This window comes from Bacillus sp. T33-2 (assembly GCF_002860205.1).
Taxonomy (GTDB): Bacteria; Bacillota; Bacilli; order Bacillales; family Cytobacillaceae; genus T33-2.
The window spans coordinates 120,977-138,993 of the sequence record NZ_PGVB01000004.1; the positions used below are offsets into that span (position 1 = coordinate 120,977).

The 18,017-nt window shown below is 45.6% G+C and carries 17 protein-coding genes, 1 tRNA gene and 1 other RNA gene; 16 read left to right on the forward strand and 3 right to left on the reverse strand.

All coding sequences use genetic code 11. The features are described from left to right. Positions 1 to 39: 39 nt before the first annotated feature. Both whiA and CVD19_RS03465 read left to right on the forward strand, forming a co-directional pair. Positions 40 to 987: a DNA-binding protein WhiA gene (gene whiA, locus CVD19_RS03460; RefSeq protein WP_101580482.1), complete on the forward strand. Its 948-nt coding sequence runs from the start codon at positions 40 to 42 to the stop codon at positions 985 to 987. Positions 988 to 1,011: 24 nt separating this feature from the next. Then, positions 1,012 to 1,269: an HPr family phosphocarrier protein gene (locus tag CVD19_RS03465; RefSeq protein WP_101580483.1), complete on the forward strand. Its 258-nt coding sequence runs from the start codon at positions 1,012 to 1,014 to the stop codon at positions 1,267 to 1,269. A 59-nt stretch (positions 1,270 to 1,328) separates the two neighbouring features. Here the strand turns inward: CVD19_RS03465 and clpP are convergent, their stop codons facing one another. Continuing rightward, positions 1,329 to 1,940: an ATP-dependent Clp endopeptidase proteolytic subunit ClpP gene (gene clpP, locus CVD19_RS03470; protein WP_257985012.1), complete on the reverse strand. Its 612-nt coding sequence runs from the start codon at positions 1,938 to 1,940 to the stop codon at positions 1,329 to 1,331. Between the two features lie 337 nt (positions 1,941 to 2,277). On the opposite strand from clpP, the gene CVD19_RS03475 reads away from it, so the two are divergent. From CVD19_RS03475 to ssrA, 14 genes are all read left to right on the forward strand, one after another. Continuing rightward, positions 2,278 to 2,349 (forward strand) — tRNA-Arg (locus CVD19_RS03475). Between the two features lie 159 nt (positions 2,350 to 2,508). Continuing rightward, positions 2,509 to 3,840 carry an RNA polymerase factor sigma-54 gene (rpoN, locus tag CVD19_RS03480; RefSeq protein WP_101580485.1) on the forward strand — a complete coding sequence of 444 codons (1,332 nt, stop codon included), beginning with the start codon at positions 2,509 to 2,511 and terminating at the stop codon, positions 3,838 to 3,840. Positions 3,841 to 3,964: 124 nt separating this feature from the next. Further along, positions 3,965 to 4,222, forward strand: a complete 258-nt coding sequence (locus CVD19_RS03485) for a glutaredoxin family protein (RefSeq protein ID WP_101580486.1) — start codon at positions 3,965 to 3,967, stop codon at positions 4,220 to 4,222. A 124-nt stretch (positions 4,223 to 4,346) separates the two neighbouring features. Then, positions 4,347 to 5,372: a sugar-binding transcriptional regulator gene (locus CVD19_RS03490; protein ID WP_101580487.1), complete on the forward strand. Its 1,026-nt coding sequence runs from the start codon at positions 4,347 to 4,349 to the stop codon at positions 5,370 to 5,372. A 56-nt stretch (positions 5,373 to 5,428) separates the two neighbouring features. Next, on the forward strand, positions 5,429 to 6,436 hold the full coding sequence (gap, locus tag CVD19_RS03495; RefSeq protein ID WP_101580488.1) for a type I glyceraldehyde-3-phosphate dehydrogenase: 1,008 nt from the start codon (positions 5,429 to 5,431) through the stop codon (positions 6,434 to 6,436). Between the two features lie 282 nt (positions 6,437 to 6,718). Continuing rightward, complete coding sequence (locus CVD19_RS03500; RefSeq protein WP_101580489.1) at positions 6,719 to 7,903, forward strand: phosphoglycerate kinase; 1,185 nt, start codon at positions 6,719 to 6,721, stop codon at positions 7,901 to 7,903. A 56-nt stretch (positions 7,904 to 7,959) separates the two neighbouring features. Next, positions 7,960 to 8,721 carry a triose-phosphate isomerase gene (gene tpiA, locus CVD19_RS03505; RefSeq protein ID WP_101580490.1) on the forward strand — a complete coding sequence of 254 codons (762 nt, stop codon included), beginning with the start codon at positions 7,960 to 7,962 and terminating at the stop codon, positions 8,719 to 8,721. Further along, on the forward strand, positions 8,714 to 10,252 hold the full coding sequence (gene gpmI / locus CVD19_RS03510; protein WP_101580491.1) for a 2,3-bisphosphoglycerate-independent phosphoglycerate mutase: 1,539 nt from the start codon (positions 8,714 to 8,716) through the stop codon (positions 10,250 to 10,252). The genes tpiA and gpmI overlap by 8 nt, the downstream gene beginning before the upstream one ends. Positions 10,253 to 10,264: 12 nt before the next feature. Beyond that, complete coding sequence (gene eno, locus CVD19_RS03515; RefSeq protein ID WP_101580492.1) at positions 10,265 to 11,563, forward strand: phosphopyruvate hydratase; 1,299 nt, start codon at positions 10,265 to 10,267, stop codon at positions 11,561 to 11,563. A 302-nt stretch (positions 11,564 to 11,865) separates the two neighbouring features. Then, positions 11,866 to 12,099: a preprotein translocase subunit SecG gene (gene secG, locus CVD19_RS03520; RefSeq protein ID WP_101580493.1), complete on the forward strand. Its 234-nt coding sequence runs from the start codon at positions 11,866 to 11,868 to the stop codon at positions 12,097 to 12,099. Between the two features lie 159 nt (positions 12,100 to 12,258). Continuing rightward, positions 12,259 to 13,005: an alpha/beta hydrolase gene (locus tag CVD19_RS03525; RefSeq protein ID WP_101580494.1), complete on the forward strand. Its 747-nt coding sequence runs from the start codon at positions 12,259 to 12,261 to the stop codon at positions 13,003 to 13,005. 78 nt (positions 13,006 to 13,083) lie between these two features. Further along, positions 13,084 to 15,369, forward strand: a complete 2,286-nt coding sequence (gene rnr / locus CVD19_RS03530; protein WP_374702862.1) for a ribonuclease R — start codon at positions 13,084 to 13,086, stop codon at positions 15,367 to 15,369. 89 nt (positions 15,370 to 15,458) lie between these two features. Beyond that, positions 15,459 to 15,926, forward strand: a complete 468-nt coding sequence (gene smpB / locus CVD19_RS03535; RefSeq protein WP_101580496.1) for an SsrA-binding protein SmpB — start codon at positions 15,459 to 15,461, stop codon at positions 15,924 to 15,926. Between the two features lie 193 nt (positions 15,927 to 16,119). Then, positions 16,120 to 16,481, forward strand: a transfer-messenger RNA (tmRNA) gene (gene ssrA, locus CVD19_RS03540). Between the two features lie 184 nt (positions 16,482 to 16,665). On the opposite strand, the gene CVD19_RS24500 is transcribed toward ssrA, so the two are convergent. Beyond that, a complete protein-coding gene (locus CVD19_RS24500; protein ID WP_180953491.1) occupies positions 16,666 to 16,815 on the reverse strand; it encodes a hypothetical protein in 150 nt (49 codons plus the stop codon). Between the two features lie 224 nt (positions 16,816 to 17,039). Next, a complete protein-coding gene (locus CVD19_RS25690) occupies positions 17,040 to 17,816 on the reverse strand; it encodes a methyl-accepting chemotaxis protein (protein ID WP_101580505.1) in 777 nt (258 codons plus the stop codon). Positions 17,817 to 18,017: the final 201 nt, after the last annotated feature.

Sequence of the window (18,017 nt, forward strand, 5' to 3'; positions counted from 1 at the left end):
ATATACATGCAAGCGTTTGTCTGAACAGGAGGTGAAAGGATGTCTTTCGCTTCAGAAACGAAAAAAGAGCTGACGAACCTCGACATTAGAGATTGCTGCGGCCGGGCAGAACTGTCCGCGCTCATCCGGATGAATGGTTCGTTGTCTTTTTCAAACCGAAAGCCCATTGTAGACATTCAAACTGAAAACGCCGCGATCGCCCGGAGAATTTATACTTTAATAAAAAAGAACTTTCAGGTGCAGGTCGAACTTCTCGTTCGGAAAAAAATGCGGCTCAAGAAAAACAATGTTTATATCGTGAGATTGAAAGAGTCTGCAAAGGAGATTTTGGAGGACCTTAAAATTCTGGCAGAGGGATTCTCGTATATCCATCATATTTCCGATGACCTCGTCAAGAAGAAATGTTGTAAGCGCTCTTACTTGAGAGGGGCATTTCTGGCGGGCGGCTCAGTCAATAACCCTGAAACATCTTCGTATCACCTGGAAATTTTTTCGCTGTACCAGGAACATAACGAGTCTTTATGTGAATTAATGAATAAGTTTGGATTGAACAGCAAAACGCTTGAACGGAAAAAAGGATTCATCACGTACTTAAAAGAAGCTGAAAAGATTACTGAGTTCCTGAACATTATCGGTGCGCACAACGCTCTCTTGAGGTTCGAAGACATCCGGATTGTCCGCGACATGAGAAACTCTGTCAACCGGCTTGTAAACTGTGAAACCGCGAATCTGAATAAGACAATTGGCGCTGCCCTCAGGCAGGTTGAAAACATCCGCTTTATCCGGGATACGGTCGGGCTCCATATTCTGCCTGACAAGCTTCGTGAAATAGCTGAACTGCGGGTGGCATACCAGGATGTGACTTTGAAGGAACTTGGAGAGATGGTATCAGGCGGGAACATAAGCAAATCAGGCATTAACCACAGGCTAAGAAAGATCGATGAAATAGCGGAGAAGCTCCGTGCCGGAGAGGCGATAAACAAATAGAAACATTCACGAGGAGGAAGTTACATGGTGCAGCAAATGGTTGAAGTAAAATTAAAAACTGGTCTGCAGGCCCGTCCGGCCGCGCTATTTGTCCAGGAAGCAAATCGGTTTTCATCCGATATCTTTCTTGAAAAGGACGGCAAAAAAGTAAACGCAAAAAGCATTATGGGCCTCATGAGCCTGGCCGTCAGTTCAGGTTCAACGGTGAACCTAATTGCAGATGGAAACGACGAAGAGGATGCGTTGCAGATATTGGCAGCCTACGTCCAGCAGGAAAGCTGATTACCGGGAACAAGACGCAAAAAAACTCGCATTATTTATGCGAGTTTTTTGATTGAGGATTATTTCTTGGGTTTGTCAACCAATGAATTGCGGGTGATGATCTGGTCGACCAAACCATATTCAAGTGCTCTTTCAGCAGTCATGAAATTATCGCGGTCTGTGTCCTTTGCAATCACTTCAAGCGGCTGTCCTGTACGATCGGACAGAATGGTGTTCAGTTTCTCGCGCAGGAACAGGATCCGTTTAGCGGCGATTTCAATTTCGGTCGCCTGGCCTTGTGCTCCGCCCAGTGGCTGGTGGATCATGACTTCACTGTTTGGCAGGGCATAACGCTTTCCTTTAGCTCCTGCTGCAAGCAAGAATGCGCCCATTGAAGCAGCCATTCCGATACAAATGGTCTGTACATCAGGCTTGATGAACTGCATCGTATCATAGATCGCCATACCAGCGGTAATGCTTCCGCCAGGGCTGTTGATATAAATGGATATATCTTTCTCGGGATTCTCGGCTTCAAGGAAAAGCAGCTGGGCCACGATTGAGTTTGCCACATGGTCATCAATCCCGCTTCCAAGCATGATGATGCGGTCCTTCAACAGACGGGAATAAATATCATATGCCCGTTCGCCCCGATTCGTTTGTTCAATAACTGTAGGAATCAAGTTCATGTTCATTTTCCTCCTCGTACTTGCACGTTTTTAAAAATCAAATTGAGCTCGGCAATGCACATGTGAAGCAATTGCCAGAATTTCTATGTATTGATTATGATACACTGATGGTCAATAAAGGTCAAACAATTCACACTCAAACGTGGGCATGAATTGTTCGACATCTTTCTTTGCAGGGGGCCAGCGATTTTAACCATCTTTTCTTTACAATTTATTGCTCCGTTTCCATCTTACCCAACATTCGTATTTTTAAACAAAAAAACCCTCTTGCAAAGACAAGGAACATGTCCTATAATAGGTAATCGTACGACTCATTCAGTATTCCTGATTAACAGTTAATGATGCCCTCGTGGTGCAACGGATAGCACGTAAGATTCCGGTTCTTGAGATGTGGGTTCGATTCCTGCCGAGGGCGCTGCCAAAGCCTCTTGCCTATTTAGGGCAAGGGGCTTTTTAATTTCTACACTAATCGGGAAATTTTTTGTTTGCCAAATCCAATATTCTGTTTTTACGCATATCCTTTCCATTCAATATTCAACCGTTTTCATGTAAAATGGTGGAAGGGGGGATGGGGATGGATCTTAAAGCAGGGTTATGGCAAAAGCAAACCTTAAAATTGACAATGACGCAGGAGCTTTCGCAGGCCATCGCGCTTTTACAATATTCGTTTCAGGAACTAGCTGCATTCCTTGAAAATAAAGCAGTTGAAAACCCTCTGCTGCAGGTGGATTATAAAAATGTCCGCACGATGGACCCAAGGCTTGACCGGATCAGGCACACCAGGAAGCATGACGGGCAGGAGTCGAACAGGTGGATTGAGCAAATTGGGGAAAAGACCGATTCGCTTGAAGATTACCTGCTTTCCCAGCTCAATTTGCTTACGGTATCTGCCAGGCAAAAACAAATTATTATCAAGCTGATTGAATGCATAGATGAAAATGGTTACCTTTGTGCCGCCTGCCAGGATATTTCAGCAAAACACCAGGTTTCTGAATCAGAAACGGAAACAGCGCTGGCCATACTACAAAGTCTGGAGCCGGCAGGGATAGCGGCAAGGAGTTTAGCTGAATGCCTGCTGCTGCAACTGGAACGTAAACAACCGTCAAACGAGCTGGCAAAGCAAATGCTCAGTGAACACTTCGTCCTTTTTGCCGAAAAAAAGTGGAAATCGCTCGCGAAAATAATGAATACGAGCCTGCAGGAAATCCAGAAGGTTTACGATGAGATACAGACTCTTGATCCGCGTCCGGGTTCGGCTTTTCAAATTGAGAGGCCGGCGTATATTGTTCCGGACATTATTGTCAGCCGGAATGGGGATGAACTGTCGGTGAGTGTGTTCGATGATACGGTTCCAAGGATCACGTTTAATGAAGCATACTATCAGCTGCTTTCCGAATATAAAGATGATGCTGTCAAACGCTTTCTCCATGAGAAGCAGCAGGACTATCAATGGATCATGAAAAGCCTCGAACAGCGTAAAGAAACACTGATGAAGGTAGCGTTGAAAATACTTGAGAAACAGCGGGAATTTTTTTTGACCGGGCCTGACCATTTAAAACCTATGACGATGAGAGAGGTCGCCGAAGAACTGGACGTCCATGAATCGACTGTAAGCAGGGCGGTCCGGGAAAAATACATTCAAACACAGGCAGGCACCTATGAGCTGAAGTCGTTTTTTACAAGTTCAGTACAAACGGTCGAACACAACCAGGCTTCGTCCCACCAGGTGAAGGTTGCCATCGGGAAGTTTATAAAGGAAGAAGACAAACAAAAGCCTTTATCCGACCAGGAAATCGTCCATTTACTGAAGGAACACGAAGGGACGGTCGTATCAAGGAGAACAGTTGCGAAATACCGGGAACAGCTCGGCATCCCATCTTCCACGAAACGGAAGAGGTTTGAGTGAAGGAACAACGTGAACAAAATTAAGGTGCTCAAAATAATAGGAAACTGAGTGGACAAAGCAAAGGTTTACCGAGTGAAAGGGACTGCGGACGAAGTAAAGGTTCATAGACCGAAAGGGGAAACACGTGAACAAAGTAAAGTTGTACAGCCGTGAACGCTGCCATTTATGTGAAACAGCCAGGGAGATTCTGTCGGAGCTTCAAAAGGAATGGAGCTTTGAACTGGAAGAAATAGATATTGACCAGGATGACGATTTGACGGAACGGTATGGGATCATGATTCCAGTCGTCGAACTGGATGGTGAAGAGATCGAATATGGGCGGGTTAACAAATTTTCCATAAGTAAAACGTTTTCAGAAAAAAAGGTAGAGTATATTGGTTGAATTGCATTTTCACTCCTGTTAAAATGTAAAAGGAATCAGGGGTGATTTTTTTTGGGGTGAGTGGGACATAATATGTCTTACCGGGACGAAAAATGACCATCACTTCATTTAAAAGGAGAATATCATGGAGCACTCATTAATTGATATTCAAAAAAGGTTAATACCCGACCTTGTCCAGATCATGCAGAAACGCTACCTCATCCTTCAATACATAAATGCAATGCAGCCGGTCGGGCGAAGAAGCCTGTCCGGGAGCCTGGCCCTGTCGGAACGGGTTTTACGGACCGAGGTAGAATTTTTGAATGACCAGGACCTAATTTCTGTGTCAAGCCAGGGAATGAGCCTCACAAAAGAAGGCAAGGATATACTGGAAAGTCTTGATAGAGTAATGCGGGACATAACGGGTATAGACACATTAGAAAAACAACTGCAAAAACGCCTGGGCATCCAAAAAGTTGTGGTTGTGCCCGGAGACAGCGATGAGTCATCCTGGGTCAAAAGCGAACTGGGCCGCGCGTGCGCCAGCACCATGGCAGACCTGCTCCAGGAAAACAATATTATTGCTGTGACGGGTGGCACGACAATGGCTGCCGTAGCGGAAATGCTGACCCCCGATTTCGGAAAGAAGCAGTTGCTGTTTGTACCGGCCAGAGGAGGCATCGGAGAAGATGTCAAAAATCAGGCCAACACCATCTGCGCCATCATGGCAGACAAATCGAATTCCAGGCACAGAGTTTTTTACGTGCCCGACCAGGTAAGCAGGGAAATATACGAGTCTCTCATAAAGGAGCCTCTCATTTATGATGTGCTAAATTTAATCAAATCTGCTGGCATGGTTTTACATGGAATTGGAGACGCTATAACAATGGCGGAGCGCCGCAATACGAGTGCGGAGGATATGGAAAAAATCATCGCTGGGAACGCAGTCGGGGAAGCCTTTGGATATTATTTTAATGAAGACGGGGAAATAGTCCACAAGGTGCTGACGATCGGGCTCCAGCTGGATGACCTTGCCGGAATTGACAGCGTGATTGCTGTCGCAGGCGGCAAATCAAAAGCCAAGGCAATGCGGGCGTATATGAAGCAGGCACCTTCTTCAACAATCCTTATTACGGATGAAGGGGCCGCCAGGAATCTGGTACAAGGGTAAATACCCTTAATATAAATAAAACCAATACCTTTAGGAAACCAAAGGAGGAAAAAATCATGGCAGTAAAAGTAGGTATTAACGGATTTGGAAGAATTGGGCGCGTGGTATTCCGCGCAGCGTTGAACAATCCTAATGTTGAAGTAGTCGCTGTTAATGATTTAACAGATGCAAACATGCTTGCGCATCTTTTAAAATATGACACTGTACACGGAATCCTTAATGAAGAAATCAGTGTAGATGGGGACTATCTTGTAGTAGCAGGCCAGCGCGTGAAGGTTCTTGCAGAAAGAGATCCTGCTCAGCTTGGCTGGGGCGACCTTGGCGTTGAAGTGGTAGTTGAATCTACAGGCCGTTTCACTAAGCGTGCAGACGCGGCTAAACACCTTGAAGCAGGTGCAAAGAAAGTAGTCATTTCTGCTCCGGCTTCAGATGAAGATATTACTGTTGTTATGGGTGTTAACCATGACAAGTATGACCCTGCCAACCACCATGTTATTTCAAATGCTTCTTGTACAACAAACTGCCTGGCTCCATTTGCTAAGGTGTTAAATGATAACTTTGGAATCAAGCGCGGTATGATGACGACTGTCCACTCATACACAAATGACCAGCAAATTCTTGACCTTCCGCACAAAGACTATCGCCGTGCACGTGCAGCTGCGGAAAATATTATCCCTACAACTACCGGTGCTGCGAAAGCAGTTGCGCTTGTCCTTCCAGAATTAAAAGGCAAACTGAACGGTGGAGCGATGCGCGTTCCAACTCCAAACGTTTCCCTTGTTGACCTGGTTGCAGAGCTTGAGAAAGACGTAACTGTTGAAGAAGTAAACTCTGTGCTTAAAGCAGCTGCTGAAGGCGAACTAAAAGGAATCCTTGGTTACAGCGAAGAGCCGCTAGTATCTATGGACTACAATGGCGACACTCGTTCTTCCATCGTTGATGCCCTTTCAACAATGGTTATGGAAGGCAGCATGGTCAAGGTCCTTTCTTGGTATGACAACGAAACAGGCTACTCTAACCGTGTAGTCGACCTGGTTGATTACATCGCTAGCAAAGGCCTGTAATATAAGTTTTTCTATTGCAAAAGGGAAATAAATGGATAAACTACTCACGAACGACTATAATGTAGTGGGATAAAGGGGAGCGGGGAGGATTCCCCTCTCCTTTTTCCATGTAAAATAGAATATTATTCCGAACTAGATTAGTGTCTAGCTCCAGCGCCCAGCCCCTCGGCTCATAAGCCGTCTCCTTTCAGAAATCAGGATTTCTTACAGGAGCCGTCTTATGCCTGTCGGAGCTGGACAAGGTGTTTCCGCTTTTCTAGAAACCTGAAGGAGGTTCTTGCCTTGAACAAACAAACTGTTAAAGATGTGGTTGTAAAAGGAAATCGAGTCTTTTGCCGTGTCGATTTTAACGTGCCAATGAGTGAAGGACAAGTGACGGATGATACAAGGATCCGCGCTGCGCTGCCTACCATTCAGTATTTAGCCGACCAGGGCGCGAAGGTCATCCTGGCAAGCCATCTTGGCCGCCCAAAAGGCAAAGTGAATGAGGAAATGCGCCTGACTCCAGTGGCCGCACGCCTATCTGAATTGCTCGGCAAAGATGTTAAAAAAGTGGACGAGGCTTATGGTGACAAGGTCAAGGCAGAGATCGACGCAATGAATGAAGGCGATATTCTTCTTCTTGAAAATGTCCGTTTTTATCCTGGAGAAGAAAAAAATGACCCAGAGCTTGCAAAAGCATTCGCCGATTTGGCAGATGTTTATGTAAATGATGCTTTCGGTGCTGCCCATCGTGCCCATGCGTCTACCGAAGGAATTGCCCATCATCTTCCGGCTGTGTCAGGTTTCCTGATGGAAAAAGAGTTAGAAGTTCTAGGCAAGGCTTTATCGAATCCTGAGCGCCCATTTACAGCGATTATTGGCGGTGCTAAGGTTAAAGACAAAATCGGGGTCATTGAAAACCTTCTTGAAAAGGTCGACAACCTGATCATTGGCGGCGGCCTCGGTTATACTTTTGTAAAAGCGCAAGGCCACGAAATCGGAAAATCACTTCTTGAAGAAGATAAAATCGATCTTGCTAATTCCTTTATTCAAAAAGCGAAGGAAAAGGGCGTCAATTTCTATATGCCTGTAGATGTGATTGTAGCGGATGATTTCTCTGCTGCTGCTAACACAAAGGCAGTGCCTATCGAAGAAATCCCTGCTGACTGGGAAGCGCTTGACATCGGGCCTAAGACAAGAGAGATTTACAGCGATGTCATTCGGAAATCAAAGCTTGTAATCTGGAACGGGCCAATGGGTGTATTTGAAATAGATACATTCGCAAACGGGACGAAAGCAGTGGCACAGGCACTTGCCGATTCAGCCGATACATATTCGGTGATCGGCGGCGGGGACTCAGCTGCAGCAGTTGAAAAATTCAACCTTGCAGAAAAAATGAGCCATATTTCCACAGGCGGCGGTGCTTCCCTGGAATTTATGGAGGGTAAAGATCTTCCTGGCGTCGTTGCCTTGAACGATAAATAGTAGTAAACGCCGGAAAACGGTGATACGCTCTTTAATTTTGAAAGGAAGTGTCAGTTATGCGAAAGCCAATTATCGCAGGAAACTGGAAAATGCATAAAACACTGTCAGAAGCCTCACAATTTCTTGAAGAAGTGGCCGGCCTAGTCCCTGCAAAGGACAAGATGGACTCAGTTGTTTGCGCACCAGCATTATTTTTGCCGCGCTTGGCGGAGCTTGCAAAAGAGTACGATGTTGAAATCGGTGCCCAAAACATGCACTTTGAAGAAAGCGGAGCTTTTACCGGAGAAACCAGCCCGAAGGCAATTGCAGATATCGGTGTGAAATACGTGATCATCGGGCATTCGGAGCGCCGGGAAATGTTCAATGAAACCGATGATTCAGTGAATAAAAAAGCATTATCGGCATTCAAATATAACCTCGTCCCTATCGTATGCGTCGGCGAAACGCTTGAGCAGCGCGAAAATGGTGAAACAAACGAACTGGTGGGCTCCCAGGTCCAAAAAGCGCTTAATGGCCTTACAGAAGATCAGGTGAAGCAAACCGTCATTGCATACGAACCAATCTGGGCAATCGGGACAGGCAAGTCCTCAACAGCAGAAGACGCAAACGAAGTCTGTTCCCATATCCGGAGCGTGGTTGCCGGGCAGTTTTCACAGGAAGCTGCCGACGCTGTGCGCATCCAATATGGAGGAAGCGTGAAGCCAGGGAATATTAAGGAATACATGGCCCAGCCGGATATTGATGGAGCATTGGTCGGCGGTGCCAGCCTTGAAACAGATTCCTTCCTGCAGCTATTGGAGGCAGGCAAAAATGAGTAAGACATCTCCAACAGCTTTGATTATTCTTGATGGCTTTGCCATCAGGGGCGAACGAAAAGGCAATGCCGTTGCCCAGGCGAAAAAGCCCAACTTTGACCGTTACTGGAATTCTTACCCGCATGCCCAATTAACAGCCAGCGGCGAAGCGGTAGGCCTTCCTGAAGGGCAAATGGGAAACTCTGAAGTAGGGCATCTTAATATCGGTGCCGGGCGCATTGTTTACCAGAGCCTGACACGGGTGAATATCTCGATTCGCGAAGGTGAATTTGAAAAAAATGAAACCTTCCTCGATGCCATCAGGCATGTGAAAGAAAAGGGAACCGACCTTCATCTGTTCGGCTTGTTGTCGGACGGCGGTGTGCACAGCCATATTAACCATATGTTCGCGCTCCTGAAGCTTGCGGCCGCAGAAGGCGTCAAAAATGTCTATGTACATGCGTTTTTGGATGGCCGCGATGTCGGTCCGCAGACAGCGAAAGGATTCATCCAGGAAACACTTGAGAAAATGAGCGAAATCGGTGTGGGTGAATTTGCGACGATTTCCGGGCGTTATTATTCAATGGACCGTGACAAGCGCTGGGAACGGGTCGAAAAGGCGTACAGGGCAATGGTGTACGGTGAAGGCCCTACTTATTCCAACCCGATGGAGCTTGTGGAAGACAATTATAAGCATGGGATTTTTGATGAATTTGTCGTTCCTTCAGTTCTTGTGAAACCCGACGGAGAGCCGGTTGCGACGGTCAAGGATGACGATGCCGTCATTTTCTATAACTTCCGGCCTGACCGCGCGATCCAGATCTCAAATACATTCACGAACAAGGATTTCCGTTCGTTTGACCGGGGGCCAAAGCATCCAGAAAACCTGCACTTTGTCTGCCTGACCCACTTTAGTGAGACAGTTGACGGATATGTGGCCTTCCAGCCGACAAATCTGGATAACACTCTTGGTGAAGTCATTTCCCAAAAGGGGATGACACAGCTGCGGATTGCGGAAACTGAAAAATATCCGCACGTCACCTTCTTCATGAGTGGTGGCCGTGAAGCTGAGTTCCCGGGGGAAGAGCGTATTCTGATCGCCTCCCCGAAAGTGGCAACCTATGATTTAAAACCGGAAATGAGTGCCTATGAGGTTACGGATGCCCTTGTGAACGCGATTGAAGCAGATAAATTCGATGCGATCATTTTGAATTTAGCCAACCCTGACATGGTCGGACATTCCGGAATGCTTGAACCGACCATCAAAGCGATTGAAACAGTTGACGAATGCCTTGGCAGAATTGTTGATCTGATTGTGGAAAAAGGCGGCACCGCCATCATTACCGCCGATCATGGGAATGCTGATGAAGTGGTGACACTTGAAGGCTCCCCGATGACCGCCCATACGACCAACCCGGTTCCTGTCATTGTGACGAAGCCAGGTGCGGAGCTTCGAGAAGATGGAATTCTTGGCGATCTTGCACCAACCATGCTTGATCTTTTAAAACTCAATCAGCCAGCTGAAATGACTGGAAAATCATTAATTAAAAAATAAGGAGAGAATACAATGCCATTTATTACAGATGTATATGCTCGTGAAGTACTTGATTCCCGTGGTAACCCTACAGTTGAAGTTGAAGTATTTACCGAATCTGGTGCATTTGGACGCGCTATCGTGCCAAGTGGGGCTTCCACTGGTGAATATGAAGCTGTTGAGCTTCGTGACGGAGACAAAGACCGCTACCTTGGCAAAGGTGTTTTAAAAGCAGTAGAAAACGTAAATGAAATCATCGCTCCAATGCTGATTGGTGAAGAATTCAATGTGCTTGACCAGATTGGCATCGACCAAGCCATGATTGAATTAGACGGAACTGAAAATAAAGGTAAACTAGGTGCAAACGCAATCCTGGGCGTTTCCATGGCTGTTGCACATGCTGCTGCAGACTACCTTGACATCCCGTTGTACCAATATCTTGGCGGATTCAATTCCAAGCAGCTTCCAGTACCAATGATGAACATCGTAAACGGCGGAGCGCACGCTGACAACAACGTTGATATCCAGGAATTCATGGTTATGCCTGTCGGCGCTGAAAGCTTCCGTGAAGCACTGCGTACGGGCGCGGAAATTTTCCACAGCCTGAAATCAGTATTAAAAGGCAAAGGCTTGAATACAGCTGTAGGTGACGAAGGCGGATTTGCCCCTAACCTTGGCTCCAACGAAGAAGCACTGCAAACAATCATTGAAGCAATCGAAAAAGCAGGCTACAAGCCAGGTGAACAAGTAATGCTTGCAATGGACGTTGCATCTTCTGAACTGTTCAACAAAGAGGACCGCAAGTACCATCTTTCAGGGGAAGGCGTTGTAAAAACTTCTGAAGAAATGGTTGCATGGTACGAAGAGCTTGTTTCTAAATACCCAATCATCTCAATCGAAGACGGCCTTGATGAAAACGACTGGGAAGGCCACAAGCTTCTGACTGAGCGCATCGGAGACCGTGTGCAGCTGGTTGGGGATGACCTTTTTGTTACAAACACAAAGAAACTTTCTCAAGGAATCGAGCAAGGCATTGCCAACTCTATCCTGATCAAAGTAAACCAGATCGGTACTCTTACCGAAACTTTTGATGCCATCGAAATGGCGAAGCGTGCTGGCTACACAGCTGTTATCTCACACCGTTCCGGTGAAACAGAAGATGTAACAATCGCAGACATCGCGGTTGCTACAAACGCCGGCCAAATTAAAACTGGCGCCCCTTCACGCACTGACCGTGTCGCAAAATACAACCAGCTTCTTCGCATCGAAGACCAGCTGGCTGAAACAGCCCAGTTCAATGGACTTAAATCTTTCTACAACCTTAAGAAGTAATTATGCATGGCGCCGGCTGCTTGCCGGCGTTTTTTTGTTATAGTTTCGGAGGCGGCTGCGTTCACAAGCATGAAAATCAATTAAGCGAGATTTTGGGTGGATTAAGCGATAAAATTGATAATTAAGCGGTCCGGAAATTATTTAAGCGAAATTCTCTCGATTTTCGAAAAGTGCTCCCGTTTAAGCAAAACGTAATTTGCTATGAGGAACATTGGTACGACTCTTCAGACAAGTATTGTTTCAGCCCAAAAAATATGGTAAGCTAGAAATACTGCGATATGTAGGCTTTTCAGGAGGTTATTATGCATACATTTTTAGTAATTCTATTGGTGATCGTGTGTATTGCCCTTATCGGTGTGGTTCTGCTTCAGTCAAGTAAAAGTGCGGGTCTTTCCGGTGCGATTTCAGGCGGTGCAGAAACTCTCTTTGGTAAACAAAAAGCACGCGGGATCGATTTGATCCTTCACCGCATTACCATTGTGTTATCCGTTCTATTCTTTGCATTGACCATTGCAGTAACATATTTCAAACTTTAATACTTGATCATGCATCCATGCCCGGCCACTTTTGCGGCCGGGTTTTTTCACGTCATGAATCCATTCCTTCGAGCGTTTTTCTGGAATGTTGACTCCCAGTTTGTTAAAACTAATAAAGATTGAAAAAATGACGGTTTTTTTGCAAAGGGAGACATTTCAATGAAAAAGTTAGTTCCAAAACCATTTACATTTGAAGCGGGCAAACGGGCTGTATTGCTGCTGCACGGGTTTACCGGAAATTCGGCGGATGTCCGGATGCTTGGCAGATTTCTGCAGGGGAAAGGGTACACATGCCATGCACCAGTTTATAAGGGGCACGGCGTTCCACCCGAAGAGCTTGTACATACTGGCCCCGATGACTGGTGGAACGATGTAATCGAGGCATATAATTTTTTGAAAAATCAAGGATACGAAGAGATAGCAGCGGCCGGACTGTCGCTCGGAGGCGTGTTTTCACTCAAGCTTGGTTATACAGTGCCACTAAAGGGTATCGTACCGATGTGCGCACCGATGTATATTAAGAGTGAAGAGGTCATGTACCAGGGAATTCTCGATTATGCCCGGGAATATAAAAAGCTGGAAGGAAAGACACAGGAGCAAATCGAAGCAGAAATGGACGAGTTTCAAAAAACACCTATGAACACTTTAAAAGCACTTCAGGTGCTGATTGCCGATGTCAGAAATCATGTGGATTTGATCTATGCCCCAACATTTGTCGTTCAAGCTCGCCATGATCACATGATCAATCCGGACAGCGCCAATTTTATTTACAAAGAAGTCGAATCCGACCATAAGGAGATCAAGTGGTATGAAGAATCCGGGCATGTCATCACGCTTGATAAGGAGCGCGACCAGCTCCATGAAGACGTGCATACGTTTCTAGAGCAGCTAAATTGGAAAGAATAAATAAATAAGAGAACAACACAAGGAGGGATTGATTTGGGGGATACCATTCAGGGACATATTGACAAGCTTTTGCATCATATGAAGGATGAGGCGTATAAGCCGCTTACAGTCCAGGAGCTTGAGGCAGCGTTCGGAATCGAAGACTCAGTCGAGTTCAAGGACTTTGTAAAAGCACTAGTCGTAATGGAAGAAAGGGGCCTGGTCGTCAGGACACGGAGCAACCGCTACGGTCTTCCGCAAAAAATGAACTTGATCCGCGGAAAAGTAACGGGCCATGCAAAAGGATTCGCTTTCGTCATCCCGGATGAGCCTGGCATGGACGACATTTTCGTCCCGCCGAACGAAACGAACAATGCCATGCATGGAGATATCGTTTTGGTCCGCGTCTCTTCGGAAACTTCCGGCCAGAGGCGGGAAGGCACCATCGTCCGCATTTTGGAAAGAGGGATCCAGCAAATCGTCGGGACATATACTGAAAGCAAGCATTTCGGTTTTGTAATCCCTGACGATAAAAAATTCACAAGCGATATTTTTATTCCTAAAACCGCTTCAAAAGGCGCAGTTGAAGGACATAAAGTCGTTGTTCAGCTTACCAGCTATCCTGAGGGCAGAAAAAGCGCCGAGGGGGAAGTTGTCTCGATCCTTGGCCATAAAAATGACCCGGGAGTGGATATTCTGTCTGTCATTCACAAGCATGGCCTTCCGCTTGCTTTTCCGGAGGAGGTTTTGGCGCAGGCGAATAATGCCCCTGACACAATTGATGAAAGCGAGATCGCCAATCGCCGTGACCTGCGCAATGAAACAATTGTCACGATAGACGGAGCTGACGCGAAGGACCTGGATGATGCTGTTACTGTGACAAAGCTGGAAAACGGAAATTATAAGCTGGGTGTTCATATCGCGGACGTAACTTATTATGTGAGGGAAGGCACCCCGATTGATGTTGAGGCACAGGAAAGGGGTACCAGTGTTTACTTGGTCGACAGAGTTATCCCGATGATCCCTCACAGGCTGTCCAATGGAATCTGTTCTTTGAATCCCAAGGTGGACCGGTTAACACTTTCGTGCAATATGGAAATCAGCCCTGACGGCGAGGTTGTCAGCCATGAAATTTATCAGAGCGTGATTAAAACAACCGAACGGATGACCTACCATGATGTAAACCGGATTTTGGTGGACAAGGACGAAGAGCTCCGTGCTAAATATGAACCGCTAGTGCCGATGTTTGAACTGATGGAAGAGCTGGCCGCGATTTTACGGACGAAACGGATGCACCGGGGTGCAATTGACTTCGACTTTAAAGAAGCAAAAGTGATTGTTGATGAGGAGGGGCATCCCTCTGATGTGGTTATCAGGGAACGGTCCGTCGCTGAAAAGCTGATTGAAGAGTTCATGCTTGCAGCCAATGAAACAGTCGCAGAGCATTTCCATTGGATGGACGTACCATTTATCTACCGGATTCACGAGGATCCGAAAGAGGACAAGCTGAGAAGGTTTTTTGAGTTTATCACCAACTTTGGATACATCGTAAAAGGCACTGCTAATTCCGTGCATCCCCGCGCCCTTCAGGAAATCATTGAATCGGTACAGGGACAGCCGGAAGAAATGGTCATTTCAACGGTAATGCTCCGTTCGATGCAGCAGGCGAAATATTATCCGGAAAGCCTTGGACACTTTGGCCTGGCCACCGATTATTATACTCATTTCACCTCGCCGATCCGCCGTTACCCCGACCTGATTGTGCACCGGTTGATTCGCACATATTTAATCGAAGGGAAAGTTGATGAGGCGACAAGGGAAAAATGGAATGCCAGCCTTTCCGATATTGCGGAGCATTCGTCAAATATGGAAAGACGGGCCGTCGATGCCGAACGGGAAACAGACGAGCTTAAAAAGGCTGAATATATGGAAGATAAGATTGGGCAGGAATACGATGGCATCATCAGTTCCGTCACCAATTTTGGCATGTTTGTGGAGCTTCCGAACACGATTGAGGGCCTAGTCCATGTCAGCTATATGACTGATGATTACTACCGGTTTGATGAGCGCCATTTTGCGATGATCGGGGAGCGGACCGGCAACGTATTCCGGATAGGGGATGAAATCACTGTCAGGGTGATTAACGTCAACAAAGAAGAACGTTCAATCGACTTTGAAATTGTTGGCATGAAGGGCACCCCCCGCCGTGAACGCTCTGATGCACCTAAGGTATTCAAAACAGGAAGCAGTTCAAAAAAGCCACGAAAAGGCAGGGTCGAAGAGGGCTCCAAGCCCGGAGCTAAAGAAGGGGCCAAGAAAAAAGGGAAAAATCGCAAGCACTTTGAAAATGCCCCAAAAGCAAAGCGGAAGCCTAAAAAGAAATAAGTAGAGAGCCCTAGTGAGGGGCTCTCTCGTTCCATTGTGGGCTCTGCAGATTTTTGCTAAAATAAAGAGATATAGAGGGGGAGAGAGACATGCCAAAAGGTCATGGAAAAACCGTAGCGCAGAACAAAAAGGCCTATCATGATTACTTCATTGAAGATACTTATGAAGCCGGAATCGTGCTGCAGGGAACAGAGATAAAATCGATCCGGGCAGGACGCGTCAACCTTAAGGATTCATTTGCGAGGATCCAGAACGGCGAAGTTTTCTTGTTCAATATGCATGTGAGCCCATACGAGCAGGGTAACCGCCACAACCACGATCCGCTCCGCACCAGGAAGCTGCTGCTGCACAACCGTGAGATCAGCAAACTGATCGGTGAAACAAAAGAGACAGGATACTCGCTTGTACCATTAAAGCTGTATTTGAAAAACGGTTTTGCCAAGGTTTTAATTGGCCTGGCAAAAGGGAAAAAGAAATACGACAAGCGTGAAGATCTTAAAAAGAAAGAAGCAAGCCGGGAAATCGAACGGGCTTTCAGGGATCGGCAAAAGCAGTAGGCAACTGCACGTTCATCCGTCTTAAAAAGGTTTTAGCAGGGAAACTTACTAGGAAACAGCTGGAAGTTGAATTTTTTGCAGAATATGTTATAATATTAATTGTCACGAGGAGTGGCATTACGACTTTTAGCTCGGTATTCCGGGTTCTCGTAACGTCTGCATGTAAAAATGCGGATGGTAATCCTTTTACCATGGGGACGCTACGGATTCGACAGGGGTAGTTCGAGCTTAAGTTGCGAGTCGAGGGGATCGGCCTCGTTAAAACGTCAAAGCCAATAACTGGCAAAACTAACAACAACCTCGCTTTCGCTGCCTAATAACAGCTGATTGCGGTTCCTCCCTCCATCGCCCATGTGGTAGGGTAAGGGACTCACTCTAAGTGGGCTACGCCGGATTCCACCGCCTGAGGATGAAGGAAGAGAACAACCAGGCTAGCTGGCCGGACGCCCGTCGATAGGCAGAAGTGTCAGCGAAACGCGAATATATCGACTACACTCGTAGAAGCTTAAGTGCCGATGTCTCTGGACGTGGGTTCGACTCCCACCGTCTCCACCATACATAATTGTTTGGTGGTTTTTTGTTTTAATTTATCTCAAAACCTGAACTGTGCCCCATTCTACGGACAGTTAAAAAAAGCGTCTATGAGGCTAATAAGTGGCCCCGGTATTATGCATCAATACCGTACTGTTCAACATACTCCATCATTTTTTGTTCGAGTTTGTCCATCACAACCTCCAAATTATTTTCGCTTTAATTCTTGGCGAACTTCTTCGATATAAGAAATCATCCACGAAATATCTTTCCAAGCGATTGGAGTTCCCATGATTTCGCTACCTTCTAAATGCTTTTGGACTTCTAATAATTTCTCCGCCATTTCTTTAAATTCCATTTTATCACGCCTTTTCTCCAAAAAGAGCATCGTGGTGTAACACCACGAACGCGTTATCTCTAATCTTAGGTTAAGAGCTTTAATGAATGATTTAACAAAAAGACATATGGAACCGTTAGATAACTATATCAAGCAAATTGATAACATTAAGGAAGCAATATTCCCAATGCAGAAGGTAGGCCTAAAAACGTGGACCTACCTTCTACTTTTTTGTTATTCATAGATTAATTACCTTTCAATGAGCGTTCTGCAATATCCGCTAATTCTTTAGCGTTAGAACTGATTTCCAGCATGGTTGCAGATAATTCTTCACTCACCGCTGATTGATTCTCTGTTTCACTGTTGATCGTGGAAATTGATGCATTTAATTTATTGATAAGTTTATCAATATTATTAACGGAATCCCTTATCACATCAGTATATTCTTTTGAATTACCAGCCAATTTTCTGATTTCATTGGCCACTACAGTAAAGCCTCTCCCGTATTCACCAGCTCTTGCTGCTTCAATCGCGGCATTCAACCCTAATATGTTGGTATTGTCAGATATATTCCGTACCATGTTCGCTACTTTCTCTATATCACTCACGCTTTCAAGTACATTGTTGGATTGTTCTGCGATAGTATTCATATTTTCGGATAAAACTGTCGTTGATGCTGCAAGCTCTTGAATCGTTGCAGTAACTTGTTCTACCGCTCCCGATAACTTAGAGGCAACCGCAAATAACGTATTATATTGTTCCATGCTGGTACCAAGTCCGATTCCACCAACAACCCTACCAGAATCATCAAAAATCGGAATAGCATTTGCTACAATAGGAAAACCAAAGACTTCTTCGGGAACGTATTCTCTTACTGGTGCCCTTTTTTGAATCGCTTTTGTTATAGCATCATTAGGTTGAAGGGGAAAACCCGGTTCGATTCCTAGAGAAAAGGTTTTTCCCGGAACACTAAGCAAAAACTTTTCCGTATCACAAATACCAATCGTAATATCCTCTGTCATTAAATCATTTAAGAACGGAGCGATTTTTACGAAAGCGTCTAATGTAGGATGAATAATACTTGTTTGCAAATAGCACAACACCTTTCAGTAGTTTCAAAGTAGTAGTTATATTATTTATTTCTTTTTTTAGATATGTCAACTATATAAGTTGAACTAAAGATTTTCCTGAATTACATTTGATTCCATCCTTATACACAGTCG

Bases quoted from the DNA above. Each gene is read 5' to 3' on its own strand.
- whiA (WP_101580482.1), top strand. From the start codon at position 40: ATGTCTTTCGCTTCAGAAACGAAAAAAGAGCTGACGAACCTCGACATT.
- CVD19_RS03465 (WP_101580483.1), top strand. From the start codon at position 1,012: ATGGTGCAGCAAATGGTTGAAGTAAAATTAAAAACTGGTCTGCAGGCC.
- clpP (WP_257985012.1), bottom strand. From the start codon at position 1,940: ATGAACATGAACTTGATTCCTACAGTTATTGAACAAACGAATCGGGGC.
- rpoN (WP_101580485.1), top strand. From the start codon at position 2,509: ATGGATCTTAAAGCAGGGTTATGGCAAAAGCAAACCTTAAAATTGACA.
- CVD19_RS03490 (WP_101580487.1), top strand. From the start codon at position 4,347: ATGGAGCACTCATTAATTGATATTCAAAAAAGGTTAATACCCGACCTT.
- gap (WP_101580488.1), top strand. From the start codon at position 5,429: ATGGCAGTAAAAGTAGGTATTAACGGATTTGGAAGAATTGGGCGCGTG.
- tpiA (WP_101580490.1), top strand. From the start codon at position 7,960: ATGCGAAAGCCAATTATCGCAGGAAACTGGAAAATGCATAAAACACTG.
- gpmI (WP_101580491.1), top strand. From the start codon at position 8,714: ATGAGTAAGACATCTCCAACAGCTTTGATTATTCTTGATGGCTTTGCC.
- eno (WP_101580492.1), top strand. From the start codon at position 10,265: ATGCCATTTATTACAGATGTATATGCTCGTGAAGTACTTGATTCCCGT.
- secG (WP_101580493.1), top strand. From the start codon at position 11,866: ATGCATACATTTTTAGTAATTCTATTGGTGATCGTGTGTATTGCCCTT.
- CVD19_RS03525 (WP_101580494.1), top strand. From the start codon at position 12,259: ATGAAAAAGTTAGTTCCAAAACCATTTACATTTGAAGCGGGCAAACGG.
- rnr (WP_374702862.1), top strand. From the start codon at position 13,084: ATGAAGGATGAGGCGTATAAGCCGCTTACAGTCCAGGAGCTTGAGGCA.
- smpB (WP_101580496.1), top strand. From the start codon at position 15,459: ATGCCAAAAGGTCATGGAAAAACCGTAGCGCAGAACAAAAAGGCCTAT.
- CVD19_RS24500 (WP_180953491.1), bottom strand. From the start codon at position 16,815: ATGGAATTTAAAGAAATGGCGGAGAAATTATTAGAAGTCCAAAAGCAT.
- CVD19_RS25690 (WP_101580505.1), bottom strand. From the start codon at position 17,816: ATGACAGAGGATATTACGATTGGTATTTGTGATACGGAAAAGTTTTTG.